The 25,770-nt window shown below is 71.0% G+C and carries 23 protein-coding genes; 3 read left to right on the forward strand and 20 right to left on the reverse strand.

Annotation, left to right across the window (positions count from 1 at the left end; genetic code table 11):
• Nucleotides 1–174: 174 nt before the first annotated feature.
• The 5 genes from AC07FN_RS29180 to AC07FN_RS29200 all read right to left on the reverse strand — a co-directional run bounded on the left by AC07FN_RS29180 (nucleotide 175) and on the right by AC07FN_RS29200 (nucleotide 5,522).
• Complete coding sequence (locus tag AC07FN_RS29180; protein WP_478398496.1) at nucleotides 175–1,707, reverse strand: bifunctional uroporphyrinogen-III C-methyltransferase/uroporphyrinogen-III synthase; 1,533 nt, start codon at nucleotides 1,705–1,707, stop codon at nucleotides 175–177.
• A gap of 14 nt (nucleotides 1,708–1,721) precedes the next feature.
• Nucleotides 1,722–2,660 carry a hydroxymethylbilane synthase gene (hemC, locus tag AC07FN_RS29185; protein ID WP_358576115.1) on the reverse strand — a complete coding sequence of 313 codons (939 nt, stop codon included), beginning with the start codon at nucleotides 2,658–2,660 and terminating at the stop codon, nucleotides 1,722–1,724.
• Entirely contained in the window at nucleotides 2,657–4,042 is a 1,386-nt protein-coding gene (locus tag AC07FN_RS29190; RefSeq protein WP_478398497.1) for a glutamyl-tRNA reductase, read from the reverse strand. Before AC07FN_RS29190 ends, hemC begins: the two co-directional genes overlap by 4 nt.
• Nucleotides 4,039–4,893 carry a redox-sensing transcriptional repressor Rex gene (locus AC07FN_RS29195; protein ID WP_478398498.1) on the reverse strand — a complete coding sequence of 285 codons (855 nt, stop codon included), beginning with the start codon at nucleotides 4,891–4,893 and terminating at the stop codon, nucleotides 4,039–4,041. The genes AC07FN_RS29190 and AC07FN_RS29195 overlap by 4 nt, the downstream gene beginning before the upstream one ends.
• A gap of 392 nt (nucleotides 4,894–5,285) precedes the next feature.
• Nucleotides 5,286–5,522 (reverse strand): glutaredoxin family protein, encoded by a 237-nt coding sequence (locus AC07FN_RS29200; protein WP_478398499.1) that lies wholly within the window; start codon nucleotides 5,520–5,522, stop codon nucleotides 5,286–5,288.
• A 361-nt stretch (nucleotides 5,523–5,883) separates the two neighbouring features.
• On the opposite strand from AC07FN_RS29200, the gene AC07FN_RS29205 reads away from it, so the two are divergent.
• Both AC07FN_RS29205 and AC07FN_RS29210 read left to right on the forward strand, forming a co-directional pair.
• Nucleotides 5,884–6,528 carry a sigma-70 family RNA polymerase sigma factor gene (locus tag AC07FN_RS29205; RefSeq protein WP_478398500.1) on the forward strand — a complete coding sequence of 215 codons (645 nt, stop codon included), beginning with the start codon at nucleotides 5,884–5,886 and terminating at the stop codon, nucleotides 6,526–6,528.
• A gap of 194 nt (nucleotides 6,529–6,722) precedes the next feature.
• The gene (locus tag AC07FN_RS29210) at nucleotides 6,723–7,652 is read left to right on the forward strand and encodes an HAD family hydrolase (RefSeq protein ID WP_478398501.1); all 930 of its coding nucleotides are present in this window, start codon (nucleotides 6,723–6,725) and stop codon (nucleotides 7,650–7,652) included.
• 118 nt (nucleotides 7,653–7,770) lie between these two features.
• Here the strand turns inward: AC07FN_RS29210 and AC07FN_RS29215 are convergent, their stop codons facing one another.
• From AC07FN_RS29215 to proC, 8 genes are all read right to left on the reverse strand, one after another.
• Entirely contained in the window at nucleotides 7,771–8,178 is a 408-nt protein-coding gene (locus tag AC07FN_RS29215; RefSeq protein WP_358576105.1) for a VOC family protein, read from the reverse strand.
• Nucleotides 8,179–8,343: 165 nt separating this feature from the next.
• Nucleotides 8,344–8,931 carry an HdeD family acid-resistance protein gene (locus AC07FN_RS29220; protein WP_478398502.1) on the reverse strand — a complete coding sequence of 196 codons (588 nt, stop codon included), beginning with the start codon at nucleotides 8,929–8,931 and terminating at the stop codon, nucleotides 8,344–8,346.
• Nucleotides 8,932–9,085: 154 nt separating this feature from the next.
• Complete coding sequence (locus AC07FN_RS29225; protein WP_478398503.1) at nucleotides 9,086–11,617, reverse strand: ATP-dependent Clp protease ATP-binding subunit; 2,532 nt, start codon at nucleotides 11,615–11,617, stop codon at nucleotides 9,086–9,088.
• 234 nt (nucleotides 11,618–11,851) lie between these two features.
• Entirely contained in the window at nucleotides 11,852–12,766 is a 915-nt protein-coding gene (locus AC07FN_RS29230; protein WP_478398504.1) for a lysophospholipid acyltransferase family protein, read from the reverse strand.
• Between the two features lie 186 nt (nucleotides 12,767–12,952).
• Nucleotides 12,953–13,987 (reverse strand): NAD-dependent epimerase/dehydratase family protein, encoded by a 1,035-nt coding sequence (locus AC07FN_RS29235; protein WP_478398505.1) that lies wholly within the window; start codon nucleotides 13,985–13,987, stop codon nucleotides 12,953–12,955.
• Between the two features lie 161 nt (nucleotides 13,988–14,148).
• Nucleotides 14,149–14,250, reverse strand: coding sequence for a 30S ribosomal protein bS22 (locus AC07FN_RS29240; protein ID WP_010241351.1), 102 nt, complete (start codon nucleotides 14,248–14,250; stop codon nucleotides 14,149–14,151).
• A gap of 237 nt (nucleotides 14,251–14,487) precedes the next feature.
• The gene (locus AC07FN_RS29245; RefSeq protein WP_029535864.1) at nucleotides 14,488–14,712 is read right to left on the reverse strand and encodes a helix-turn-helix domain-containing protein; all 225 of its coding nucleotides are present in this window, start codon (nucleotides 14,710–14,712) and stop codon (nucleotides 14,488–14,490) included.
• A gap of 266 nt (nucleotides 14,713–14,978) precedes the next feature.
• On the reverse strand, nucleotides 14,979–15,800 hold the full coding sequence (gene proC / locus AC07FN_RS29250) for a pyrroline-5-carboxylate reductase (RefSeq protein WP_452613387.1): 822 nt from the start codon (nucleotides 15,798–15,800) through the stop codon (nucleotides 14,979–14,981).
• A gap of 141 nt (nucleotides 15,801–15,941) precedes the next feature.
• Between proC and AC07FN_RS29255 the strand changes: the two genes are divergently transcribed.
• Nucleotides 15,942–17,570, forward strand: a complete 1,629-nt coding sequence (locus AC07FN_RS29255) for a long-chain fatty acid--CoA ligase (RefSeq protein ID WP_478398506.1) — start codon at nucleotides 15,942–15,944, stop codon at nucleotides 17,568–17,570.
• A gap of 383 nt (nucleotides 17,571–17,953) precedes the next feature.
• Here AC07FN_RS29255 and AC07FN_RS29260 read toward each other — a convergent pair whose 3' ends face one another.
• From AC07FN_RS29260 to AC07FN_RS29290, 7 genes are all read right to left on the reverse strand, one after another.
• Nucleotides 17,954–18,742 carry a thioesterase family protein gene (locus AC07FN_RS29260; protein WP_478398507.1) on the reverse strand — a complete coding sequence of 263 codons (789 nt, stop codon included), beginning with the start codon at nucleotides 18,740–18,742 and terminating at the stop codon, nucleotides 17,954–17,956.
• A 184-nt stretch (nucleotides 18,743–18,926) separates the two neighbouring features.
• Nucleotides 18,927–19,784 (reverse strand): sugar phosphate isomerase/epimerase family protein, encoded by an 858-nt coding sequence (locus tag AC07FN_RS29265; protein ID WP_452613384.1) that lies wholly within the window; start codon nucleotides 19,782–19,784, stop codon nucleotides 18,927–18,929.
• 49 nt (nucleotides 19,785–19,833) lie between these two features.
• Complete coding sequence (locus AC07FN_RS29270) at nucleotides 19,834–21,018, reverse strand: hypothetical protein (protein ID WP_478398508.1); 1,185 nt, start codon at nucleotides 21,016–21,018, stop codon at nucleotides 19,834–19,836.
• Complete coding sequence (locus tag AC07FN_RS29275) at nucleotides 21,015–22,049, reverse strand: Ppx/GppA family phosphatase (protein ID WP_358576086.1); 1,035 nt, start codon at nucleotides 22,047–22,049, stop codon at nucleotides 21,015–21,017. The genes AC07FN_RS29270 and AC07FN_RS29275 overlap by 4 nt, the downstream gene beginning before the upstream one ends.
• A gap of 429 nt (nucleotides 22,050–22,478) precedes the next feature.
• Nucleotides 22,479–23,516, reverse strand: a complete 1,038-nt coding sequence (locus AC07FN_RS29280) for a DUF418 domain-containing protein (protein WP_478398509.1) — start codon at nucleotides 23,514–23,516, stop codon at nucleotides 22,479–22,481.
• 176 nt (nucleotides 23,517–23,692) lie between these two features.
• Nucleotides 23,693–24,373 (reverse strand): response regulator, encoded by a 681-nt coding sequence (locus tag AC07FN_RS29285; protein ID WP_478398510.1) that lies wholly within the window; start codon nucleotides 24,371–24,373, stop codon nucleotides 23,693–23,695.
• Nucleotides 24,370–25,611, reverse strand: coding sequence for a sensor histidine kinase (locus AC07FN_RS29290; protein ID WP_478398511.1), 1,242 nt, complete (start codon nucleotides 25,609–25,611; stop codon nucleotides 24,370–24,372). Before AC07FN_RS29290 ends, AC07FN_RS29285 begins: the two co-directional genes overlap by 4 nt.
• Nucleotides 25,612–25,770 lie beyond the last annotated feature (159 nt).

A 25,770-nucleotide genomic window follows, 5' to 3' on the forward strand; every position in this document is an offset into this window, starting at 1 on the left:
CCCGCGAGGTCTACCGCGCCCTGACCACCACACCAACCGAACGAACCAGTCAAAACGACCTTGCTCCTGCCGCTTGACATCTATAGGAGCATCCCCGGACACCGCTCCAGGTGCCCAGGCAAAGCAGAGGGCGCCTCCGACCGGATCGGTCGGAGGCGCCCTCCACTCGGAAAATCAGCTGCGGCGAGCCCGCTTGGCCTTGCGCGGCGGCGGCAGCGCGCCCTCCGCGCGGAGCCGGGCCGCGTGCTCGGCCAACGCGTCCACCAAGTCCTCCACCCGCGGGATCTCCGGCTGGACGTCGACCCGCAGGCCGAACTCCTTCGCGGTCTCCGCGGTGTTCGGGCCGATGCACGCCACCAGCGTCCGGGCGTGCGGCTTGCCCGCGATGCCGACCAGGTTCCGGACGGTGGACGACGAGGTGAAGCACACCGCGTCGAACCCGCCGGTCTTGATCATCTCGCGGGTCTCGGCCGGCGGCGGCGCGGCGCGGACGGTGCGGTAGGCCGTCACGTCGTCGACCTCCCAGCCGCGCTCGCGCAGCCCGGCCGACAGCGTCTCGGTGGCGATGTCCGCCCGCGGCAGCAGCACCCGGTCGACCGGGTCGAGGATGTCGTCGTGCGGCGGGAAGTCATTCAGCAGGCCGTCGCTGGACTGGTCGCCCGAGGGCAGCAGCTCCGGGATGATCCCGAAGGAGCGGACCTTCTCCGCGGTGGCCTCGCCGACGCACGCGATCTTCACGCCTGAGAACGCCCGGGCGTCCAGTCCGAACTCGCCGAACTTCTCCCACACCGCGCGGACCGCGTTCGCCGAGGTGAACACCACCCACTGGTAGCGGCCGTCGACCAGGCCCTTGACCGCGCGCTCCATCTGCGCGGGGCTGCGCGGCGGCTCGACGGAGATCGTCGGCACCTCGTGCGAGACGGCGCCGTGCGACCACAGCCGGTCGCTCATCACGCCGGCCTGCTCCTTGGTGCGCGGCACCAGGACCTTCCAGCCGTACAGGGCGCGCGACTCCCACCAGGACAGCTTGCCGCGCTCGGACACGATGTCGCCGATGGTCACCACCAGGTGGCCCTGCAGCTCACCCGCGTCGGCGGCCAGCGAGGCCAGTGTCGTGTCGATCGTGCGCTGCTGCACGGTGGTGCCGGAGGCGGTCACCGCCACGGCGGTCGTCGCCGGCCTGCCGTGCTCGACCAGGCGCGAGGCGGCCTCGGCCAAGTGGCTGCCGGTGGTGTGCAGCACCAGTGCGCCGGGCACCGCGGCCAGCGATGCCCAGTCCACGTCGCCGCGGACATCGACCTCGGTGTGCACCGCGCCGAGCGCGACGCCGGCGTAGGCCGGAACCGCGCTGCCGCCGGCGACGCCGGGGATGATGTCGAAGGCGGCGCCGGTCTTGGCGACCTCCTGGACCTCGCGGACCACCGCGTCGGCGGTCAGCGGGTCGCCCGCGACCAACCGCACCACGGTGCGGCCGATCGCGGCCTCGTTCGCCAGGTCCTTGGCCACGTCCGCGGGATCGCCCACGGCGGGGCGGACCTCGGCGCCGTCGGCTGCTTGGCCGACGATGTCGGCGGGTACGTCCGGGTCGGTCACCAGCAGCGAAGCGCGGGTGATCACGTCCCGGCCCCGAACGGTGAGCAGTCCCGCGTCACCGGGACCGGAGCCCACGAAAGCAATCCGTCCGGGGGTCTTACGTGCTCGGGTCATCAGGGCACTCCCCATCAACTACTGCCAGGTCCGCTGAGCAAAGCGGCCCTGGCTTCCAGCAACTGGGCGGCCAACTCCCGGCCCAGCTGCTCGGCGGCGGTCGTCTCACCAGTGGCGGAGGCGCGCACCAACTGATCGTCGTCGGTCGCCACCACCCCTCGCACGGACAGCCGCAGCGCCACGCGCCCGTCCTCGTCGAGGTCATCCACCACTTCGGCCAGCGCGCCGACCGGCGCGCTACAGCCCGCTTCGAGCGCGGACAACATGGCGCGCTCGGCGGCCACCGCGGCGCGGCTGGCCTGATCGTCCAAAACGGACTGCAGCAGGTGCTCGGTGTCCACGTCATCGACGCGGCATTCCACTGCGAGCGCACCCTGGGCGGGCGCGGGCAGCATCTGCAGTGGATCGAGCGTTTCCGTGATCACCGCAAGCCGGCCCACACGGGCCAGCCCGGCTCGGGCGAGCACGACGGCGTCCAGCTCACCGTCGGTCACCTTCCGCAGGCGGGTGTCCACATTGCCGCGGATGCTGCGCACCTCCAGCCCCAGGCCGAGGGCCCGGAGCTGGCTGGCGCGGCGCGGCGAACCGGTGCCCACAACGGACCCCGGGGGCAATTCACCGAGCGTCAGACCGTCCCGTGCCACCAGCGCGTCCCGCGGGTCCTCCCGGACCGGGACAGCCGCCAGCGACAACCGGGGGTCCGGTTCGGTCGGCAGGTCTTTGAAGGAGTGCACCGCGACGTCCACCTCGCCGGCGGCCAGCGCCTCGCGCAGCGCCGAGGTGAACACGCCGACACCGATCTCGGCGATCGGCGCCATCGAGAGATCGCCGGGGGTCTTCACGGTGACCAGCTGGGTCGGATAGCCCGCCTTCTCCAGCTCCTCGGCGACATTCGACGACTGCGCCATCGCCAGGGCGCTGCCGCGGGTGCCGATGCGGAGGGTCTTGTTCAACGGTCCTCACCGTCCTGTTCTGCTCGACCGCGCAGCCGCGCCTGGGCGACGGTGACCCCGCCGGGCAGACTCTCGTCGGCCTGCGGGGTGCCGAGCACGGCAGTCGTCTGCGGATCGAGTTCGAAGAGCTCTCGGAGCGCGTCGGCGTACCCGGCACCGCCGGGCACCGACGCGAGTTGCTTGACCCGGACCGTCGGCGTGTGCAGGAGCTTGTCCACCACGCGACGGACGGTGCGCGCCAGTTCGTCGCGCACGTCGCCGTCCAGTTCAGGCAGCCGCGAGTCGAGTCGCAGCAATTCGCCGTCCACGACCTCGGCGGCGCGCTTGCGCAGCGCGGTCACGGTCGGAGTCACCTCGGCCGAGCGTTGCGCGGCGAGGTAGTTGCGCAGTTCCTCGGCGACGATCTGCGCGGCCCGCTCGGACTCGTTGCCGCCCTGCTTGTCCGACAGCCGCTGCTGCAGGCTCTCCAGGTCGACGACGGTCACGCCGGGCAGCCCGGCCACCTCGGGCGCGATGTCCCTGGGCAGGCCGAGGTCGCAGCACAGCAGCGGGCGGTCGTCGCGGACGGTCAGCGCCGCCGCGACCACGTCTTCGGTCACCACCGCGCCGATCGCGCCGGTGCAGGCCACCACCAGGTCGGCCGCGGCGATCGCGCTCCTGAGGTCCGTGAGGTCGGCGGTGCGGGCAGCGACGCCGTCGGCGCGCAGCGACGAGGCCAGCCGTTCGCCGTTGGCCGCGGTGCGGTTGGCGATCACGACCTCGCCGATGCCCGCTCGCTTGAGCTGCGCGGAGGCCAGGCCGCCCATCGAGCCCGCGCCGACCACCAGCGCGCTGCGCCCGGCCAGGCCGTCGAGCGCGACCTCGGCGTCGGCGAGCGCCTCGGAGACCACCGACGCGCCTTCGGCGTCGATGCCGGTCTCGGCGTGCACCCGCTTGCCGACGCGCAGCGCCTGCTGCGCGAGCTCGTGCAGCGTCTTGCCGATAGTGCCGTTCTCGTCGGCGGTGCCGTAGGCCTGCCGCAGCTGGCCGAGGATCTGCGCCTCGCCGACGACCATCGAGTCCAGGCCCGCGGACACCGAGAACAGGTGCTCCACCGCGGCGCCCGCGTAGTAGACGTAGAGGTGATCGGCGAGCTCGCCGACCTCCGCACCCGCGTGCCGGGCGAGCACGGACGTCACGTCGTCCAGGCCGCCGTGGAAGGTCTCCGCGACCGCGTAGACCTCGACCCGGTTGCAGGTCGAGATGATGAACGCCTCGCAGATGTGCTCGCGCTGCAGCAGTTCGCCGAGGAGCTTGGGGACGTCATCGCCGCCGATCGCGACGCGCTCCAGCACCCGCACCGGGGCGCTGTGGTGGGAAATCCCGACGGTGAGCAGGTTCACAGCCGTTCCACCATCCTGTCCGCCGATTCGACCTCACCCGACACCCGATCGCCGCCGCCCGGTGGACCGATGTCCGCACCGTCCACATCGGATCGGCCGGCTTCCGCCGCCGCTTCCTGCTGACGTCGGGCCACGTGAAACGAGAGGATCTGCATCTCCACCGCCAGGTCGACCTTGCGCACCTCGACGTCTTCGGGGACCTGCAGCACGACGGGCGCGAAGTTCAGGATGCACGTAACGCCGCCGGCGACCAAACGGTCGCAGACCTCCTGGGCGCCCTGCACGGGCGTGGCGATGACGCCGATGGTGACCTCGCGGTCGGCGCACACCTCGACGATGTCGTCGATGTGGCTGACCGGGATGCCGCCGACCGGCACGCCGACCAGGTCCGGGTCGAGGTCGAACAACGCGGAGACCGGGAAGCCGCGGCCGGGGAAGCCGCCGTAGTTGGCCAGCGCGTGGCCGAGGTTACCGATCCCGACCACCGCGACGCTGTGCTTGCGGGTCAGGCCCAGGGTGCGCTCGATCTGGCCGATGAGCACCGCGACCTCGTAGCCGACGCCGCGGGTGCCGTAGGAGCCGATGTAGGAGAGATCCTTGCGCAGCTTCGCGGAGTTGACCCCGGCGACGACGGCCAGCTCGTCGCTGGAGACCGTGCCCACGTTCTGCTCGGCGAGGGTGGAAAGGGCCCGCAGGTAGACCGCGAGCCGGGCGACGGCGGCTTCCGGGATCGCCCTGGCGCGCTCCCGAGCCGCGGGGACCTCGATCGCCGGCGACTGCTTGGAGTCGGTCCGGGAATCGGCCTCGGCCTGCCCGTCACCGTCCTGCACGTCCGCTCCGTGGGCCGTCACGCTGGATCTCCCTCGCCCTACCTGCTGCTTTGGCCTGCCCGCCCGTCCGCACCCGGAGGCGCGGCGGTCGTCGCCCACTTCCCGGCATCACTGCTCAGGCTGGGGGCTCCGACACCGGCCGGGCTGCCGACCGGCTGCCCGGCGTCATCCGCGAACGCCGTCGGCATCCGACGGCTCGACACCTGATCCGCTGATCCACACCGGGAATCCGGCGACCCGACCCGTACACCGTAACTAATTTGTGAACGCATGCACAAAGTCGCAGGGCCGGACTCCGCCGGAGGCGCAAGCCTTCCCCGCCATCATTGCCGATAGCCCCCCGACGTGCCAAAACGCGTGGTCTGGAGCACGTGACGGCGGCAACCCGCGCCGGCACCGGGCGGGATCGCGGTTCAGTGGGCCAGGGCCCGGCGGAAGCGGCCCTCCTCGACCTTCCAGTAGCCGTGCTCGACTCCATCGATCAAGATCACCGGGACCCGGTCGCCGTACTCCGCGCGCAGTTCCGGGTCGGCGTCCACGTCCTGCGCGGACCACGGCACATCGAGCTCTGCGCAGATCCGCCGCACGTCGGAGATCGCGTCCGCGCAGGAGTGGCAACCCTCGCGGGTCATCACCGTCACCTCGTGCATGCCTTCGCTCCAGGGAGAAATTCGGGCCGACTTCGCGACCTCCAAGGTACCCAGCGGATCGAGGGGCGGCGCGACACCGACCGCGCTGGTCAAGTGTCCAAAATCACCTGTCCGAGTTAGGCGTCGCGCCGCAGTTGAACACGCTGTGCAACCAGACCGTCACCGAGTAGCACTACCTACTTCCGAGTAACAACACGTATGCTGCTGCTCCAACGCCCACGCCCCCGGCGTCACCAGGCCATCGGAGCCCCGTCGGCCGACCGGAGGCGGGTGTCCGCCGGACACCGCGACATGACACCGGCACCGGTGCGTCCCACCTGCACCACGCCGGTCCGCCAACGACGGCAGGAGGTCGCAAGAGATGAGCAGCCCGAAGACGCTCGCACCCCCCGCCCCGGCCGCACCCTTCCGCAGCGTCGACACCCCGGCCGCCCGACCGGTGTCCCGGCCGGGCACCGAGAGCTGGGTGTACGTCAGCGCCGCGCAGCAGGGCGACAACGACGCCTTCGGCCACCTCTACGACGAGTACGCCCAGATCGTCTACCGGTACGTGCTGTTCCGGGTCAGCGACCACTGCCTCGCCGAGGACATCACCAGCGAGACGTTCCTGCGCGCGCTGCGCCGGATCGCCTCCATCAGCTACCAGGGCCGCGACGTGGCGGCCTGGTTCATCACCATCGCCAAGAACCTGATCCTCGACCACATCAAGTCCAGCCGGAACCGGCTGGAGATCCCCACCTCCGACGTCACCGACAACCTGCCGGTCGGCCGGACGCACTTCGGCCCGGAACAGCACGTGCTCACCGAGGCGACCCACCGGGAGCTGCTCAGCTGCGTCCGGCAGCTCAACCCCGACCAGCGGGAATGCATCCGGCTGCGGTTCCTGCAGGGCCTGTCGGTAACCGAGACGGCGGTCGCGATGCAGCGCAACGAGGGGGCGGTCAAAGCCCTCCAGCACCGCGCGATCCGCCGGCTGGCGCAACTGCTGCCCGACGACCTCCGCTGACCTCCCGCCGCGATTCCGGCGGAGCCGGACGCCCGGTTTCCGCCGGAATCGCGGACCACCACGCCACGGCGGAGGTGCGCAAGTTCGGTTGCGGCCAGGTCTTAAGCTAGAGGCCTGCTGAGCCGGTCCGGCCCGGGTCGGCAAGACCTGGAACTTCGCACGACAACACCGGAGGACCCCCGGGAGGCGCGGCGGTGCCGACACGTCAAGGCTCAGCCGATGGCGCGGACCAGAGCTCGCGCGCGCCCGGCTCCGATCCGATCGACAGCGCGAAGGTGGCCGGTCGCGCGTCCGCCGAGGCCGCCGTCGCCGCCGCGCCGGTCCCGGACGGCTCGCTGGCCACCCCGCCCGACCTCACCGCCGCGGCGTTCTTCGACGTCGACAACACGATGATGATGGGCGCCTCGCTGTTCCACTTCGCCCGCGGACTCGCCGCCCGCAAGTTCCTCACCGCCACCGACCTGGCCGGGTTCGCCTGGCAGCAGCTGAAGTTCCGGGTCGGCGGCCGGGAGAACCCGCAGGACATGCAGGCCAGCCGGGAGCAGGCGCTGTCGTTCGTGGCCGGCCGCAAGGTCTCGGAGCTGGTGGAGCTCAGCGAGGAGATCTACGACGAGCTGATGGCGGACCGGATCTGGGCGGGCACCCGGGCATTGGCCCAGATGCACCTCGACGCGGGCCAGCGGGTGTGGCTGGTGACGGCGACCCCGGTGGAGCTGGCGCAGATCATCGCGCGGCGGCTCGGGCTGACCGGGGCGCTGGGCACGGTCGCGGAGAGCTCCGACGGCGTGTACACGGGCCGGCTGGTCGGCGAGATGCTGCACGGGCGCGCGAAGGCGCACGCGGTGCGGGCGATGGCCGCCAGCGAAGGCCTGGACCTGCGCCGCTGCACGGCTTACTCGGACTCGGCCAACGACATCCCGATGCTGTCGGCGGTGGGAACTGCGGTGGCCGTCAACCCGGACCAGCGCCTGCGCGACATCGCCCGGGCCCGCGGCTGGGAGGTCCGGGACTTCCGGACGGGCCGCAAGGCGGCGCGGATCGGCCTGAACTCGATCATGGGAGCCGGCGCCGTCGCGGGCGCGGTAGCGGCCGGCCTCGCCTACCGCCGCCGCGACCGGTCGTGAGCGATCCTTCCGGTTCTTACCGGCTTCAGCGCTCACGATCCGTCGGAAGCGCCGCCGACGGCTCGTGAGCGGTTGATCCGGTTCTTACCGGAACGACCGCTCACGAGGTCTGCGCCGGTCACGAGCCGGCGATGTTCACCATCCAGCCGATGCCGAACCGGTCCACGCACATGCCGAACGTGTCGCCCCACATCTGCTTCTCCAGCGGCACCGCCACCGTGCCCGCCTCCGCCAGCTTCGCCCAGTAGCCGCGCAGCTCGTCCTCCGAGTCACCGCTGACGCTCACCGAGATGTTGGTGCCCGGCTTGTGCTCCATGCCCGGCGGCGTGTCGGAGGCCATGAGCGTGAAGCCGCTGTCGGTCTCGAGCATCGCGTGCATGACCTTGTCCGCGCTGCTCGGGTCCGGGGCGCCGAACTCACCGAAGGTGCTCATCGTCAGGTTGCCGCCGAACACGCTCTTGTAGAACTCCATCGCCTGCCGGGCGTCGCCGTCGAAGCTGATGTACGGGTTGAGCCGGGAACTCATCGGATTCTCCCCACCGGTAGCGGATTGGACTCGGCGAAAGCATGACCGGACGCACCGACGGCGGCCACGCGAAAACCGGACCGGTGCGGTGGCATCCCCGCCCACCGCACCGGCCCGTCCGAAGGCCGGGCGCGCCCCTCCCGCTCGCGCGTCCGGTCATCGGCGTCATCCGGACGCGGCGACCCGCTTCGCGGCGGAGCGGATCCGGAAGGCGGTGATGATCTCCACGATGCCGAGGACGACCAACCAGATCCCGCCGAACAGGACCAGCAGCGCCACCGAGGCCAGCGGCGACACCATCAGCACGATCCCCGCCAGGGCCGTGACGATGCCCATGAAGATCTGCCAGCCGCGCGCGGGCATCGCCCGGTCGGCGATCGACGCGGTCGTCTGCGTGACGCCGCGGAACAGCCAGCCGATGCCGATCCACAGGCCCAGGAACAGGATCGACTGCATCTCGCCCCGGAAGCACAGCAGGCCCAGCAGGATCGACAGCGCGCCGCTGATGAACGCCAGCACCCTGATCGCCGCCGTCACGTGCGTGCCGAACGCCGCGACGATCTGCAGCACGCCGCTGACCAGCAGGTAGACACCGAACAGCACGCCGACGACGATCAGCGTCGCCCGTGGCCAGACCAGCGCCAGCACGCCGACGACCAGTGAGCAGACGCCCACGACGAGCACGGACTCCCAGGCCAGCTTCGCCAGCCGGTCGGTCACCGCCTGGGTCGGATCATCCGAAAGGCTACTCATGATCCATCCTTCCCACGGGATTTCGAACCAGCGCACTTCCGAACCGCCCGGACCACCGCTCCGGGTGGCTTCGCCGCGTTCGGCCGGGCAACGGCGATTCCGGGGGCTGTGGAAGCCGTCCCGGACGTGGTGGGGGCGGTGGCGTTGACCGAGCTCAGACCTTGCTCGATTCGGGCGCCTTGTCCCCGGCCTGCTGCGGGACGTCCGCTTCGTGCGGCCGGGCCAGGGTGCAGATCAGGTCGTCGTCCTCGATCGAGGCGAGGATCGTGTCGCCCGGCTGGACCTCGCCGCGCAGCAGCAGCTTGGAGATCCGGTTGTCCAGTTGCGTCTGGATGGTGCGCAGCAGCGGCCGCGCCCCGAACTCCGGCTTGAACCCGCGCCGGGTCAGCCACTTCTTGGCCGCCTCGGTGACCTCCAGGCCGATCTCCTGGGCGCGCAGCAGGCGGCGGCTGCGGTCCAGCATCAGGTCGACGATCTGCGCCAGGTCGTCCTCGGTCAGCCGGTGGAAGACGATCGTCTCGTCGATGCGGTTGAGGAACTCCGGCGCGAACCTCGCGTGCAGGTCGTCCATCAGCTGGTCGCGGATGCCGTCCACGTCGCCCTCGTGGGCCAGGATCCGCTGGGCTCCCGCGTTGCTCGTCATGATCACCACGGTGTTGCGGAAGTCCACGGTGCGGCCCTGGGCGTCGGTCAGCCGGCCGTCGTCGAGCACCTGCAGCAGCGTGTTGAACACGTCCCGGTGCGCCTTCTCGATCTCGTCGAACAGCAGCACGCTGTAGGGCTGCCTGCGGACCTTCTCGGTCAGCTGCCCGGCCTCCTCGTACCCGACGTAGCCGGGCGGGGCGCCGACCAGCCGGGACACGGTGTGCTTCTCCTGGAACTCGCTCATGTCGAAGCGGATCAGCTTGTGCTCGTCGCCGAACATCAGCTCCGCGAGCGCCTTCGCCAGTTCGGTCTTGCCGACGCCGGTCGGCCCCAGGAACAGGAACGACCCGATGGGGCGGTCCGGGTGCGCCATCCCTGCCCGGCTGCGGCGGACCGCCTCCGCCACCGCCAGGACCGCTTCGTCCTGGCCGACGACCCGCTCGTGCAGGGCCTCCTCCAGCCGCAGCAGGCGGTGCTTCTCGTCCTCGGTCAGCTGCGCGACGGGGATGCCGGTGCGCTTGGACAGCACCTCCGCGATGTCCTGGGTCGTCACGTCCGCGACGCCTTCGCGCCGCTCGGTGATACCGGCGATCTCCCCTTCCAGGTCCTCGATCTGCTCCTTGAGCTCGCGGGCCCGGTCGTAGTCCTCGGCGTCGACGGCCTGGTCCTTCTCTCGGCGCAGCTTGGCCATCCGGTCCTCGCGCTCCCGGACGTCGCCGCTGCGGCTGACCGACCGCAGCCGCACCCGCGCGCCCGCCTGGTCCATCAGGTCGATGGCCTTGTCCGGCAGGTAGCGGTCGCTGATGTAGCGGTCGGAGAGGGCGGCGGCCGAGGAGAGCGCCTCGTCGGAGAAGCGGACGCCGTGGTGCGCCTCGTAGGAGTCGCGCAAGCCCTGCAGGATCTGGATGGTCTCCTCGACGGTGGGCTCCGCGATCAGGACCGGCTGGAACCGGCGTTCCAGCGCTGCGTCCTTCTCCACGTGCTTGCGGTACTCGTCGATCGTGGTGGCCCCGATGACGTGCAGTTCTCCCCGGGACAACGCGGGTTTGAGGATGTTGCCCGCGTCCATGCTGCTCTCGCCGCCGGCCCCGGCGCCGACGATGGTGTGCATCTCGTCGATGAACAAGATCACCGAGCCCTCGGCGGCGCGGACCTCGTCGATCACCTTCTTCAGCCGCTGCTCGAACTCGCCGCGGTACTGCGCGCCGGCCACCAGGCCGGTCATGTCGAGCGCGAGAACCCGCTTGTCCTGCAGGGTTTCCGGGACGTCGCCGGCGATGACGCGCTGCGCCAGCCCCTCGACGATCGCGGTCTTGCCGACGCCGGGTTCGCCGATGAGCACGGGATTGTTCTTGCTGCGCCGCGAAAGGATCTCCACGGTCTGCTCGATCTCGTCGGCGCGCCCGACGACCAGGTCCAGCTTGCCCGCGCGGGCCTCTTCGGTGAGGTCCCGGCTGTACTCGTCCAGCGTCGGGGTGTCGCTGCCCGCGGTCGTCGGGATGTTGTCGGTGGTCGCGGCGCGGTCGACCCGGTCGCGGAGCTTGCGGGTGTTGATCTCGTAGGAGTCCAGCAGCTTGACCGCCGCCGAGTCCGGATCGTCGAGCAGGGCCGCCAGGATGTGCTCGGGCCCGATGTAGGACTTCTCCGCCGCCTGGGACCGCGCGTGCGCGCCGATCAGCGCGCGCTTCGCGGCGGGCGTCAGCCCCGGGCTCGCCGAGGGCTCGGCGCTGGCGCCGGGCAGCACCTCGGCGATCCGCGAGGCGAGGTGGTCCGGCTCCGCCCCGGCCTGGACCAGCAGGCTGCGGGACGGTTCCACCTGCGTCGCCGCCCACAGCAGGTGTTCGGTGTCCAGGTCGGCGCTGCCGTCCTGCTTCGCGCGCTCGGACGCCTTGCCGATCAGCTCGGTGGCGGATTCGCTGAGCAGCCGGCCGATCGGCACTCGCTGCACGGCGGGCGGCGACGTCATCGGCGACATGCCGAAGAACCTGTTGAGCAGCTCCGCGAAGGGATCTTGGGAGCCGAAGGTCGAGGGGTAGCTCATCACGCACCGTCCGCTTCGTCTGGCAACTGTCCGGATTTCCGCGTTCGACCTCACGGAAAAAGCACGTTCACCAGCACAAATAGAACAACGGACGGCCCGGTCCGCAACGCGGCACCGACCCGGCGACAGCCTTACAATCCCTGGCCTCGGCGCCCCGCCACGCCAGTTTCAATTGAAACTGGCAACCACCGACGCACTCACCAGGTCGAGCCCAGTTTCAAATTGAAACCGCGGTCAGCCGAGGAAGACGTTGGTGCGTTGGGAGAGCAGGCGGTAGAGGGTCTGCTGGATGATCTCCCGGACCTGGTCGCTGAGGCTGAACACCAGCATCGGGTCGTCCGCGGCGCCCTCCGGGAACGACGAGGTCTCGATCGGCTCGCCGAACTCGATGTACCACTTCGACGGCAGCGGCACCGCCCCCAGCAGCCCGAAGTGCGGGAAGAACGGCGTGACCGGGAAGTACGGCACGCCGAGCAACCGCGCCAGCGGCTTGATGTCCGCCAGCTTCGGGTAGATCTCCTCGGCGCCGACGATCGAGCAGGGCACGATCGGCGCGCCGGTGCGCAGCGCGGCCGAGACGAACCCGCCGCGCCCGAAGCGCTGCAGCTTGTACCGGTCCTTGAACGACTTCCCGATGCCCTTGAAGCCCTCCGGCCACACCCCGACCAGCTCGCCGTTGGTCAGCAACCGCTCCGCGTCCGGGTTGCAGGCCAGCGTGTGCCCGGCCTTGCGGGCCAGCGGGCCGAGCACCGGCAGCGAGAACACCAGGTCGGCGCCGAGCATCCGCAGGTGCCGGGGCGCCTGGACGTGGTCGTGCAGCGCGACCGTGGTCATCAGCGCGTCCCACGGCAGCGTGCCGGAGTGGTTGGCCACCACCAGCGCGCCGCGGTCGACGGGCACGTGGTGGCCGCCGATCACCTCGACCCGGAACCACTTCTCGTAGACCGGCCGCAGGAGCCGGAGGAACACCTCGTCGGTCAGCTCCTGGTCGAAGCCGAACTCGTCGACCTGGTAGTCGCCGAGCAACCGCCGACGGGCGAACGCCAGCGCGTCGATGACGGCGTCCTCCCAGCCGGGTTCCGGCGGTTTCGCGGCCTCCAGCTGCTCCCGGTCCGCCGCGCGCAGCGGGATCACCTGCGCATCCGCCATCACGCCCCCGCACCCGGTCGGGCGCGACCGTCGCTCACCAGTTCCGCCTCTCCGCGTTTCACAGTTGTGGTTGCGTCCGGCTCAATCACGCGTTTCGCAGTTTCTTGTGGCTGGTTTGCGTCACGTTCCCCTGAGGTGCGGTTGAGGAGGACTCGGGTTGACACAGGGCTACTCATGCCGCCTCCGTCACCGCAGCTTGGCCAGCAGGTCCCCGGCGCCGCGCTCCAGCGCCAGGATGTTCTCCTTGTCGACCACCGGCCGCAGGCCCCGACCGCGCACGAAGTCGTCGAACGCCTGCTGGGTGGTCCAGCGCGGGGTGAACCCGAACTCCTCGCGGAGCCTCGTCGTGTCCAGCACCCGGCCGAAGTTGAGGTAGCGCAGCTGCTCCGGCGAGAAGTCGACCAGCCGGGCGCTGCGGAAGAATTGGGCCAGCGGCAGCACCGCCGTGCTCGGCAGCGGCATCGCGACGCGCCCGGCGCGCCGGATCGCCTGCGAGAGCATCAGCACGCCGTCACCGGCCACGTTGAACACGCCGGGCAGGTCCATCATCGTCGCCCGCTCCAGCACCGCCAGCGCGTCCTCGGAGTGCAGCATCTGCAGCCGCGCGTCGAACCCGAGCACGGTCGGCACCACCGGCAGCGCGAAGTAGCGGGCCAGCACGGCGTCGATGCGCGGGCCGATCAGGTTGCTGAACCGCAGCGTGGTGATGTCCACATCGGGCCGCCGCCGGCCGAAGCCGCGCACGTAGCCCTCGATCTCCACCGCGTCCTTGGCGTAGCCGGACGACGGCAGGTCCTTGGGCTCCATCTCCTCAGTGAACACCGCCGGGTCCCGCGAGCTCGACCCGTAGACCGCGCAGGTCGACCGGACCACCACCTTGCGCACCAGCGGCGACTGCTGGCAGGCGGCCAGCAGCTGCATAGTGCCGATGACGTTCATCTCCTTCGTCGTGGCCCGTCCGCCGGGCCCGGAGTGGGAGTTGACCGCCGCGTGCACCACGGTGTCGACCTCGGCGTTCGCGATGACCTTGCTGATCAGCGGGTTCCGGATGTCGGCGCGGACGAACTCGGTGCGCCCCATCCGCCGCAGCAGATCGCGGCCGGGCTGCACGGTGTCCACGCCGAGGACCCGCTGAACCGAGGGATCGGCCGCCAGTCGCGCGGCGAGGTGCCCGCCCAGGAACCGGCTGACCCCCGTCACCAGCACGACATTCGGGCCCACTGTGCCTCCCTGCGCTCTCCGGCACGCTCGCCGACTGCGATGCTACCGCCGAATGCGCCCCTCACAGCGGCGTTCGGGTTACCGGAACGAGTCGGCCGCGCGCACCGGCCCACCGGCAAAAAACAACCGCCGCCGACCATCGGCCGGCGGCGGTGCGCAGGTCACTTGCCCAACTTGCGACGCTGAACGCGCGTCTTGCGGAGCAGCTTGCGGTGCTTCTTCTTGGACATGCGCTTACGGCGCTTCTTGATGACCGAGCCCATGCGGACTCCTTCACTCTTGACGGCAGTTCGAACGTCTCCCGCACCGGTGCAGCCGCATGAGCACGCACACCTGGCACGACCAACCCAAAACTTTACCCGCAGGTCTCGAGGCCTTCCGCCGTGGTCCTCGAAACGCCGCCGGGCACCGCCGGCCGGGCGCGCGAGCCGTCCGGGCCGCCATCGGCCGCCCGTCGGGCTCGCGGCCGGTCACCTGCGCAAACGGCCGGGCGGGCGGTCTCAGCCCGCGTTGTAGTAGGCGCTTTCCAGGTACGCGTGGACGTCCTTCTCGGCGACCCGAAACGAACGCCCCACTCGTGCTGCGGGCAGCTCACCCGCGTGCACGAGCCGGTAGACCGTCATCTTCGACACCCGCATCAGCTTTGCGACCTCTGCGACGGTGAGGAACCGCACCTGACCCATGCTCGGTGGCGCCTGTTGGCTGGGTTCGGAGTTCGCAGACATGCTTCACCGTGCCCTTCGGCACGTGTCGCGCCGTCGGCTTCCCCTCCGACGGAAACCTCACGCACGTGCTCTATCGAGAGTAGCGGGACACACGGGACACCTGCGATGGCCGAACGTCCCCCTTGGCCCTGAGTAGTTCGCACCACCTCGCGCTCGAAGCCATGCGGTCGCGCGGCGAGGGTGGCGATTTCGCGCGAAATCGCCACCCGTCAGGCGTGGGGAACGCCGATTTCGCCCGAAATCGGCGCCGTACCAGCACCGACCCGTCAGGCTGGTTCGTCGGTCTCGTGGGCCTTGCCGAGCTCGACGGACCGGTCGCGGGCCGCCTCGATGGCGTCGATGAGCGCCGCGCGCACGCCGTGCTTCTCCAGCTCGCGGATGCCCGCGATGGTCGTGCCCGCCGGGGAGGTGACCGCCTCGCGCAGCATCACCGGGTGGCCGCCGCCCTCGCGGAGCATCGCCGCCGCGCCGACCGCGGACTGGACGATCAGGTCCGCCGCGGTGGCCCGCGGGATGCCCAGCAGGATGCCGGCGTCGATCATGGCTTCGACAAGGTAGAAGAAGTACGCCGGGCCCGAGCCGGACAGCGCCGTCACCGCGTCCTGCTGGCTCTCGGGCACTCGCGCGACCTTGCCGACGCTGCCGAGCAGATCCTCGACCAGCGCCAGGTCTGCGTCCGAGGCGTGCGCGCCGCCGGAGATCGCGCTCATCGCCTCGCCGACCAGCATCGGGGTGTTCGGCATGACCCGGACGACCGCGGTGCTCTCGGGCAACCGGCGCTCGAACAGCTTCGTCGGCAGGCCCGCGCACAGCGACACCACGAGCTTGCCGCTGGGCAGGTTCGGCGCCATCTCGTCCAGCAGCGGCTCGATGTCCTGCGGCTTGACGGCGACGACGATGACGTCCGCGCGCTGCACGGCACCGGCCACGTCGACGTGCGTGATGCCGTAGGTCTTGGTCAGCTCCTCCGCGCGCGTCGGGAACCGCTCGGTGAACAGCAGGTCCGACGGGGCGCGCCCCGCCTTCAGCAGCCCCGACAGCAGGGATTCCCCGATCTTTCCGGCTCCGAGTACGGCGATCGTCGTCATGCCGCTCAGGGTGCCAGACCACGCTGCGTGGCCGACCCTCCCGAAGGTCGATTCCAGCCGCTACTGTGTCTGCCACCACAGCGCCCGCCACGGCCGAGCGATCTTTCGCGCCTGAATGACCAGCCCAAAGGAGCTTTGATCATGTTCAGCACGATGCAGGACGGCCCGCTCTCGATCGCTCGGATCCTCCAGCAGGGCAGCGGGCCGCACGGCGCGTCCGCAGAAGTCGTGACCTGGACCGGCGACGGGGCGCGGCGCCGCAGCTTCGCGGAGGTGGGCCGCCGGACCGCGCAGCTGGCGCACGCGCTGCGCGGCCTCGGCGTGACCGGCGACGAGCGGGTCGGCACGTTCATGTGGAACAACGCCGAGCACCTGGAGGCATACTTCGCGGTTCCGTCGATGGGCGCCGTGCTGCACACCCTGAACATCCGGTTGTTCCCCGAGCAGCTCGTCTACGTCGCCAACCACGCCGAGGACCAGGTCGTGCTGGTCGACGGGACGCTGCTGCCGCTGTTCCAGAAGCTGCTGCCGGAGCTGAAGACGGTGCGGCACGTGATCGTCACCGGCGGCGCCAAGGCCGCGCTGGAGGCGCCGTCCGGGGTGGCGGTGCACGACTACGAGGAACTACTGGCCGGGAAGCCGGAGGAGTTCGACTGGCCGGAGATCGACGAACGCTCGGCCGCCGCCATGTGCTACACCTCCGGCACCACCGCCAACCCGAAGGGCGTCGTCTACTCGCACCGGTCGATCTACCTGCACTCGATGCAGGTGTGCATGACCGACGGGATGGCCCTGTCGCAGGCGGACCGGTCGCTGGCCGTGGTGCCGATGTTCCACGCGATGTCGTGGGGCCTGCCGTACGCGGCGTTCATGGTCGGCGCGTCGATGATCATGCCGGACCGGTTCCTGCAGCCCGAGCCGCTGCTGAAGATGATCGAGGCGGAGCGCCCGACGATGGCCGCGGCGGTGCCGACGATCTGGCAGGGCGTGCTGCAGCACCTCGACGCCGACCCGCACGACGTGTCCTCGCTGCGCGAGGTCGTGGTCGGCGGCGCGGCGTGCCCGCCGTCGCTGATGAAGGCGTTCGACGAGAAGTACGACATCGCGGTGCTGCACGCCTGGGGCATGACCGAGACGTCGCCGCTGGGCAGCGTGGCCCGGGCGCCGGGAGGCGTCACCGGCGAGCAGCGCTGGACCTACCGCGCCAGCCAGGGGCGCCTGCCCGCCGGCGTGCAGGGCCGGCTGGTCGGCGACGACGGCGCGGTGCTGCCGTGGGACGGCGAAAGCGTCGGCGAGCTGGAGGTCCGCGGGCCGTGGATCGCCGGGGCGTACTACGGCGACGACGATCCGGAGAAGTTCCACGACGGCTGGCTGCGCACCGGGGACGTGGGGTTCATCACGCCGGACGGGTTCGTGCAGCTGACGGACCGGGCCAAGGACGTGATCAAGTCGGGCGGCGAGTGGATCTCGTCGGTCGACCTGGAGAACAAGGTGATGGGGCACCCGGCGGTGGCCGAGGCGGTGGTCATCGGCGTGCCGGACGAGAGGTGGTCCGAGCGGCCGCTGGTCGCGGTGGTGCTCCGCGACGGCCAGCAGGTGGACGCGGCCGAGCTGCGCGACTTCCTCGCGGGCGAGGTGGCGAAGTGGCAGGTGCCGGAGTACTGGACGTTCATCCCGGAAGCGCCGAAGACCAGCGTCGGCAAGTTCGACAAGAAGCGCCTCCGCAAGCAGCACGCCGACGGAGGCCTCGACGTCACCCGCCTCACCTGACCCCGCCCCCGACACCGGGCCCGCCGCAGATCACGAGGTCCTGAGCCTGGATCCCTGGTCCGGTGTCCCTGGTCCGCAGGGGACAGGGCCCGGTGTCCGGGTCGTCCGCAGAGCACGGGGTCCAGGGCCCGGGTCGTCCGCAGAGCACGGGGTCCAGGGCCCGGGTCGTCCGCAGAGCACGGGGTCCTGGCCCGGGGTCCGCAGGGCACGGGGTCCGGGGTCCGGGTCGTCCGCAATTTCAATGGAAATCAGAGGTCCGATTTCCATTGAAATTGCGGGAGTTGTCCACAACCTCCGGTGTGTTGGGATCCGACACACCGGACGTCCGCAGTTTCCCTTGAAACTGGAGGACCAGTTTCAAGGGAAACTGCGGGGAGACCGGGTCAGGGGGACAGGGCGAGTTGGCGGGCCTGGCAGATCAGGCGGCCGACCGAGTCGATCACCATGACGTCCTCGTCGAACCACTGGCCGTGCACCGCGCGGCAGTCCACCACCATCCGCAGCCAGCCGTTCGCCGGCTGAGCCCGCAGCAGGGCGGTGAGCTGCACCGTCGGCGCCCAGCCGAACCGGCCGAGGTTCAGCGTCACCGGCACCGTCAGGTCGCCCGCGACCAGCCCGAACAGCAGGTCGGGCTGCGCCTCGCGGGGCTTGGCCCACAGCCTCAGCCGCGGTTCGCCGGTGCCGCCGTTGAGGAAGTCCGCGGTGCTCGCGTCCAGCCGCATGTCGCAGACCCGGGCCAGCGTGAAGAACTTCCGCGCCTCGGTGGCGGCGAGGTCGATCGCGGTCGACGGCGGGTTCACCGGCATGTCGGGCAGATCCGACCACTCTGGCTCCGACTCGGGCACCTTGCCGAGGGTGGCCGTGGCTTCCACGCAGACCTGGCCGCTCTGCTCCAGCTGCGCGCGGGCGGCCGTCACGGTCTTGCCTGCCTTGAGCACCTCGGTCCGGACCAGCACCGGGCCGACGCGGGGCGGGTGCAGGTACTGGGCGCTGATCGAAAGCGGCGCGAGCCCGGTCACGTCGCCGAGGGCGCGGGCCATCAGCGCGAGCAGGTAGCCGCCGTGCGGACGTTCTCCGACGGCCCAGTCGGGATGCAGGTTGGCGACGAAGGTGCCATCGCCGAGCGGGCGCACCGAAGTGGCCGCTGCGAAGGGATCCAGGACCTCCGTCACGTGCGGTCCAGCGGTCGGAAGCGCTCGGCGGCCGATGCGCGCAACGAGTTCATGGTCACTGATTCTAGTGACCTTCGGAGAAGTTGATCACTAGGCATCGGTTAGTCGCGCCGGCCGCCCGCGCGCGGTTTTTGCGGGCTATCGCATGGAAAACCGCGCCCGGACCCTGACCAGGAGAAACCGGTCAGCCCGCGTGCAGGGGCTCCAGGTGCAGCCGCGCGAACAGCAGCGCCTCGGACAGCAATGCCGCGCGCTGCTGGGGATTGCGCGCCTTGCGGGTGTTGATCTCCAGGACCACCGCGCCCTGGTAGCCGTCGGCGGCCAGCGCCTCGCACACCTCCGCGCACGGCTGGTTGCCCTGCCCCGGCACCAGGTGTTCGTCCCGCGGCGCTCCGGTGCCGTCCGCCAGGTGCACATGCGCCAGGCCGTCCTTCATCCGCTTCAACAGCTCGATTGCGTCCACGTGCGCCGCGGCGGCGTGCGACAGGTCGAGCGTGTAGTTGCGGTAGCCGACCTCCGTCGGGTCCGGCGAGGGCTTGAACGCCGACAGCCCGCTGCTCTTGCCGCCGCGCAACCGGTTCAGCGTGCTCGGCGGACGCAGCGGGAACATGTTCTCCACGGCGATCGAGATCCCGCTGGTCTCCTCCAGCTCCGCGACCAGCTCGGTGAATCCCTCCGCGTAGCGGCGCTGCCAGCGGAACGGCGGGTGCACGACGACCGTCTGCGCGCCCAGCTCGCTGGCCACCACCACGGACCGCCGCAGCCGCTCCTCCGGCTCCGGCGACCAGACCCGCTGCGTGATCAGCAGGCACGGCGCGTGGACCGCCAGGATCGGCACGCCGTGCTGCTCGGAAAGCCGGTGCAGCGCCGAGACGTCCTGGCTGACCGCGTCCGCCCAGACCATCACCTCGACGCCGTCGAACCCGAGGTCCGCGGCCATCTCGAACGCCGCGCGCGCGGGCTGCGGCCACACCGACGCGCTGGACAGCCCGACCGGGATCCGGCCGGGTGCCTCCTCGCGCTGGGGCGGTTGCACTGTCATCGCCTGCCAAGCATGACCGACGGTGGGTAGGTGGTCGTGCGCCGGTGCGTCACGAGTGGCTGAACAGCAGCAGTGCCGCCGGGGACACCGTGCAGAACAAGCCGACCAGCACCGCCAGCAGGATCGTCTGCAGATCGTTGGTGCGCAAGAACTTCCACGCGATGAACACCAGCAGACCGGTGATCACCAGCGCCGCGCCGAGCGCCGCGAGGGCGTTCGTGCCCCACAACCAGCGGAACCCGACCCAGACCAGCCCGCCGCCGACCAGGCCGCCGACGCCCTGCAGCACCAGCGTGCCCCACTCCTTGCCCGCGGAGACGGGCTCGTCATCGGGTTCGCCGTCGCGGTAGTCGTCCGCATCCAGGCCCGCGGGCAGCTCGGGGTCGTAGTCGTCCTCGGCGTACTCGGACTCGGGTTCGTCGTAGGAGTCGAAGTCGTACGGGTCCTCCGGCTCGTCCGGCGCTTCCTCCTCCTCCTCCTGCTGCTGCGCAGGTGCAGGCGCGGGCGGGTAGGCCAGCACCGCAGTGCCTTCCGGATCGGGCTCGGACTTGGCTGCCGCGACGCGCGGCAGCTGCTCCGTGAGCCCCTCCTGCGGAGTGGGCTTCGGCGGCGCCGGGGGCGCGTCCTGCTGCGGAGTCGGCCGCCGCAAGGCGGGCTGCTGGATCGTCGCCTCGGCGTCGCCTTCCGGCGGAGCCGACGGGGGCGACGCCTTGCCCTTGCCCGCGCTGGTGAACCGCTGAGCCCAGTAGCCGGCGCCCGCCGCCTCCGCCGCTGGCTCCGAGGCCGCGGGAGGCGCAGCGGGAGGCGGTGTCGCAGGTGCTGCCGGCGGTGGCGGAGCTGCGGGCTGCTGAGCGGCCGGAGGCTGCGGAGCGGGCGCTTGTGGAGCCGACTGCTGAGCGGCCGGAGGCTGCGGAGCGGGCGCTTGTGGAGCCGACTGCTGAGCGGCCGGAGGCTGCGGAGCAGGTGCTTGTGGAGCCTGCTGCTGGGCAGCCGGGTTCGGTGCACCCGGGCGGTGGCTGCGACGCTGCGGCGGCTCGGCGTCCGGCGGCACGGCGCGCATCTGGCCGCTGTCCGACAGCACCCGCTCGATGATCGCCTGTGGCGCGGTTTCGGACGGGTCTTCGGCCCTGCGGCGCCGGCGGCGGGAACTCTTCTGCGAGCTGCCGCCGTACTCGGCCAGCAGCTCCGCAACGGTGCGCTGGGTGGGCTGATCGGCCCCGCTGTCCCGACTCATCGCTCCCACCGTGCCCCGTGCTGCGTCTGGCGTCCAGTTCCGTCCGCGGACCCCGACTCCGCGAGCCCCAGTGTTGCGCGGGCCTGAATGGCAGTGTGACTGTCTCCATTGGTGTGGTCCAGTCGTCGCAGGATCACACCCTCCCGCAGCGCCCAGGGGCAGATGTCGAGTTCCTTCAGACCCAGCGCCCGCATGGCGGCCTCAGCCACCAGCGCGCCCCCCACCAGCTGGTGCGCCCGCGCGCCGCTCACGCCGTCCAGCGCGGCCAGGTCGGCCGACGACATGCGGGTGATGAACGCGAGCAGCTGCCGCAGGCCGGTCTCGGTCAGCGTGCGCGGCACCCGTGGTCCCGCCGAGGCCGGGGCCGCCCCGGTCAGCCTCGCCAGCGACCGGAACGTCTTCGAGCTGGCCACCGCGCGATCGGGCCGCCCCAGCTTGCGGAAGCGCTTCGCGGTGGGCGCCAGCTGCCCCTGCAGCCAATCGCGCAGCTTCTTCACCTCGTCCTGGGTCGGCGGGTCGTGCAGCATCGTGCGCGCCAGCCGCCCGGCGCCCAGCGGCACCGACACCGCCAGGTCCGGCTGCTCGTCGATGCCGACCGCCATCTCCAGCGAGCCGCCGCCGATGTCGAGCATCAGCAGGTTGCCCGCCGACCAGCCATACCAGCGGCGGGCCGCCAGGAAAGTGAACCGGGCCTCGTCCTCGCCTGGCAGCACCTCCAGCTCGATGCCGGTCTCGGCGCGCACCCGAGCCAGCACTTCGGCGGCGTTCTCCGCGTCGCGGATCGCCGAGGTCGCGAAGGCCATCAGCTCCTCGCAACCTGCGGCGATGGCAGCCTCCTGCGCGTCGGCGACGGTGCGGACGAGCTCCGCGGCGTCCTCCTCTGCGAGTCGGCCGCCGTGCGAGCCGATCCGCTCGGCCAGCCGCAGCACGGTCTTCTCCGATGTCATCGGGGTCGGATGGGCACCACGATGCGCGTCCACCACCAGCAGGTGGACCGTGTTGGATCCGACGTCGAGCACCCCTAGGCGCATGCCCGACAAATTACCGGCTGCGCACGCGGTCGGGGGCGAGGTGGGGCAGCAAACGGCCTACCAGCCCACCCCGCGCACGCCGCAGACCTGGCCAACCAGGACATCAGTGCGCCAGGTCACGCGGCCAACATCACCCCTCGGCCTCGCCGTCGAGGTCGAGGCCCGAGAGGCCTGTCACGCTGAGTGCGCACTGGCCCGCCTACGCTAGAGGCTGTTTTGTGGTCCCGCGGATTGGAGCTTTGAAGCGGCGGAGCCGGGTTCTCAGACCGTGCCCGCCCTTCTGGGCTACTGGGCGAGGCCAGTCCTCGACGCCGCGTATTGGTCATACGAAGGTCGGGGATCCCACAGCCAGGCGGCTTCGGTAACTCCCGCAGGAAGGCCGCCACCCGCACCGCCACGCAAAACGAGCCTGGAAACCATCCTCCTCTCCTAGGCCGTTACCCGGCGGTTGGGGACGATGCTCCACCAGGTCGCGCAGCGCCAGACCCACTCCAGCGGGCCGTACCGGAAGCGGGCGAGCCACAGCCGGCTCCAGGTGATCTGGACGACGAGGATGCCGACGGCCAGCGCGATGAGCGCGCCGTACTCCGCCGACTCCCACAGTCCGGCCAGGGGGCCGAGCAGGAGGACCAGCAGCGTCGCGGCGACGTAGTTGGTCAGCGCCATCCGGCCCAGCGGTTCGAGCACCGCGGACAGCGCGCGGCGAGCCGGCGTCCGCATCAGCAGGAGCAGCCCTGTCGCGTAGGCGATGGCCATGAACAGCCCGGCCGCCGCCGACGAGTGCGTGAAGCCGGCGCTCAGGGGGTCCTGCTCTTGCAGCACCAGGAACCCGGCGGAGGCGATCACGGCCACCGCGAACACGATCGCGATCTGGCCACCGCGGCGGTGCAGCGTCGCGGGCAACCCGCTCTGGGCGAGGGCGAACCCGGTCAGCATCATGCCCGGGATCAGCGATATGCCGCCGCTGGTGAGGATGGTCGCGGCGGCGATCAGGGCCGCGCCGATCGGCAGGTTCGCCCACCACGGCAGGAAGCTCATCGGCAGCAGCACGACCAGCCCCAAGATCGCGTACGGCAGCAGCGCCTCGCCCGGCTGGAGGAACTGGTGCAGGGTGCCGAACCCGGCGAGCATGACCAGCCTGCGCAGGAACACCACGCGCGGATGCGCCGCGCGGCGGCCCGCGCTCGCCAGGAAGATCCCGAACCCGACGCCGAACAGCAGCGAGAAGATCGGGAAGAACCGCTGCTGGACGAACATGTCGAACACGTGCGGGATCGGCAGGACCTGGTAGTCCACCGTCCGGTCCATGTGCATCAGCGGCGGGATGTTGACCAGGAGGATCCCGCACAACGCGAAGCCGCGCAGCACGTCGAGCTCGACGATGCGCCTGGCGGCGGGTTTGCCGGGCGGCGCAGCGACGGCGGGCGGCGGAGTCGCGGCGGGGGCGTTGGGGATCGGGTTGTTCACGACTCAAGATTGCCCGCTCGCTCCCTGTTCGCCGATTGGCCGATCGGCCCTCCGACCTCGGTCGATCGGTCAGTCGTCGGCGCTGCTCGCTCGGCCGATCGGCGCGATCGAGCCCCCGGCGCGGGTCCCGAGGGGCCCGCACCGGGGGCTCGATCGCACGTCGTCCCCGCCCGCGGCTAGCCCTCGAACTTGTAGCCGAGGCCGCGGACCGTGATCAGGTAGCGCGGGTCCGCCGGATCGGGCTCGACCTTCGAGCGCAGGCGCTTGACGTGCACGTCCAGCGTCTTGGTGTCGCCGACGTAGTCGGCGCCCCACACCCGGTCGATGAGCTGGCCGCGGGTGAGCACCCGGCCGACGTTGCGCAGCAGGTATTCGAGCAGGTCGAACTCCTTCAGCGGCAGGTTGACGTCGGTACCGTCCACGGTCACCACGTGGCGTTCCACGTCCATCCGCACCGGCCCGGCCGCCAGCACCTGCGGCTGCAGCTCCTCCGCCTCGCCGCGGCGGCGCAGCACCGCGCGCACCCGCGCGATCAGCTCCCGCGCCGAGTACGGCTTGGTGACGTAGTCGTCGGCGCCGAGCTCCAGGCCCACGACCTTGTCGATCTCGCTGTCCCGGGCGGTCACCATGATCACCGGGACCGAGGAGCGCTGGCGCAGGTGCTTGCACACGTCCGTGCCGCTCATGCCTGGCAGCATCAGATCCAGCAGCACGATGTCCGCGCCGTTGCGATCGAACTCGTCCAACGCCTCCGGGCCGTTGGCGGCGACCGCCGCCGTGAAGCCCTCCTTGCGCAGCAAGAAGGCAAGTGGGTCGGCGAAGGACTCCTCGTCCTCCACGATCAGCACCCTGGTCACCGGACTCCTCCCGTTTCGACGGTTGTGACCCCGTCCGCGCTCTCCATCGCCGAGCGGGCGGCACTGCCCGCGCGATCCGCTGATGACACCGGCTCTGCTGCGGCCGGCGGGCCGTCGGTCGTGCCGTGCCTGGGCACCCGAAGTGTGAAGGTGGAGCCGGTGCCGGTGCGACTCCACAACTTGACCTCGCCGCCGTGGTTGGCGGCGACGTGCTTGACGATCGCCAGGCCCAGGCCCGTGCCGCCGGTGGCGCGGGACCGCGCCGGATCCACCCGGAAGAACCGCTCGAACACCCGCTCGTGGTACTCGGGTTCGATGCCGATGCCGCGGTCGGTGACCGCGATCTCCACGAAGTCGCCGGACAACCGGCGGCTGATCGACACCGGGCTGTCCGGCGGCGAGTACGAGATGGCGTTGTTGATCAGGTTGCTCAGCGCGGTCACCAGCAGCGTCCGGTCGCCGTCCAGCAGGTAGCCGGTGGGCTCGTCGACGGCGATCTCGATCCCGGCGGACTCGGAGGCCAGCCGGCAGCGGCCCAGCGCCTCCTCCACCACGGCGTCGACGCCGACCGTGGTCAGCTCGGGCAGCCGCTCCGCGCCCTGCAGCCGGGACAGCGCGATCAGCTCGGAGACCAGCGTCCCGAGCCGGGTCGACTCGTGCAGGATCTTGTTGGAGAACCGCCGCACCTCTTCGGCGTCGTCGGCGGCGTCCAGCACCGCCTCGGCGAGCAGCGCGAGCGCCCCGACCGGGGTCTTGAGCTCGTGGCTGACGTTCGCCACGAAGTCGCGCCGGGTGGCCTCCAGGCGGACCGAGTCGGACTCGTCGGCGGCGTCGACGACGCTGAAGCCGTCGCCGAGCGGGCGCACCTCGCCGAGCACCGCGGCCGGGCCGCTGCCGCGCAGCGCGGTGCCCGCGCGGTTGAGCGGGGAGAGGTCGACGGGCACGGATTCGCCGGTCAGCAGGGCCTGCTCGGCGGCCTTGCGGGCGCGCGGATCGGCCTGGTGGTCGCGGATGAGCCCGAGTTCGTCGGCCCGCGGGTTGTGCAGCACCACGTCGCCGAACTTGTTGAGCACGACAACGCCGCTGTCACTGGTGTGCACCAGCCGCTGAAGGAGGTCTGCGACGGTCGGCCCTTCGGGCTTGCCGCGGCGCCGGGATCCCCGAGCTGCGACGAAGCCGCCGATCGCGCCCAGTGCGAGCGCGCCGATGATCAGGGCGGTGTAGCCCAATGCGGTCACGCCAGCATCGTAAGCAAGCCGGGGTGGGGAAAGGCCAGTCTACGAGGGCGTTCCGTGATACCCGTGACACGAAAAGGGGGCTTCTTCACCTCGGCTTCACCCCCTGCTGGGAGCCAGTTCACGTAGCGCCCGGTCGACCGTCGCGCTCCGTTCTCCGCC

This window comes from Saccharopolyspora sp. NPDC045941, assembly GCF_056431445.1.

What these genes read in the sequence shown, in the direction of transcription:
- AC07FN_RS29180 (WP_478398496.1), bottom strand. Translation starts at nt 1,707, where the DNA reads ATGACCCGAGCACGTAAGACCCCCGGACGGATTGCTTTCGTGGGCTCC.
- AC07FN_RS29200 (WP_478398499.1), bottom strand. Translation starts at nt 5,522, where the DNA reads ATGCACGAGGTGACGGTGATGACCCGCGAGGGTTGCCACTCCTGCGCG.
- AC07FN_RS29205 (WP_478398500.1), top strand. Translation starts at nt 5,884, where the DNA reads ATGAGCAGCCCGAAGACGCTCGCACCCCCCGCCCCGGCCGCACCCTTC.
- AC07FN_RS29215 (WP_358576105.1), bottom strand. Translation starts at nt 8,178, where the DNA reads ATGAGTTCCCGGCTCAACCCGTACATCAGCTTCGACGGCGACGCCCGG.
- AC07FN_RS29220 (WP_478398502.1), bottom strand. Translation starts at nt 8,931, where the DNA reads ATGAGTAGCCTTTCGGATGATCCGACCCAGGCGGTGACCGACCGGCTG.
- AC07FN_RS29225 (WP_478398503.1), bottom strand. Translation starts at nt 11,617, where the DNA reads ATGAGCTACCCCTCGACCTTCGGCTCCCAAGATCCCTTCGCGGAGCTG.
- AC07FN_RS29230 (WP_478398504.1), bottom strand. Translation starts at nt 12,766, where the DNA reads ATGGCGGATGCGCAGGTGATCCCGCTGCGCGCGGCGGACCGGGAGCAG.
- AC07FN_RS29240 (WP_010241351.1), bottom strand. Translation starts at nt 14,250, where the DNA reads ATGGGCTCGGTCATCAAGAAGCGCCGTAAGCGCATGTCCAAGAAGAAG.
- AC07FN_RS29245 (WP_029535864.1), bottom strand. Translation starts at nt 14,712, where the DNA reads ATGTCTGCGAACTCCGAACCCAGCCAACAGGCGCCACCGAGCATGGGT.
- proC (WP_452613387.1), bottom strand. Translation starts at nt 15,800, where the DNA reads ATGACGACGATCGCCGTACTCGGAGCCGGAAAGATCGGGGAATCCCTG.
- AC07FN_RS29255 (WP_478398506.1), top strand. Translation starts at nt 15,942, where the DNA reads ATGTTCAGCACGATGCAGGACGGCCCGCTCTCGATCGCTCGGATCCTC.
- AC07FN_RS29265 (WP_452613384.1), bottom strand. Translation starts at nt 19,784, where the DNA reads ATGACAGTGCAACCGCCCCAGCGCGAGGAGGCACCCGGCCGGATCCCG.
- AC07FN_RS29270 (WP_478398508.1), bottom strand. Translation starts at nt 21,018, where the DNA reads ATGAGTCGGGACAGCGGGGCCGATCAGCCCACCCAGCGCACCGTTGCG.
- AC07FN_RS29275 (WP_358576086.1), bottom strand. Translation starts at nt 22,049, where the DNA reads ATGCGCCTAGGGGTGCTCGACGTCGGATCCAACACGGTCCACCTGCTG.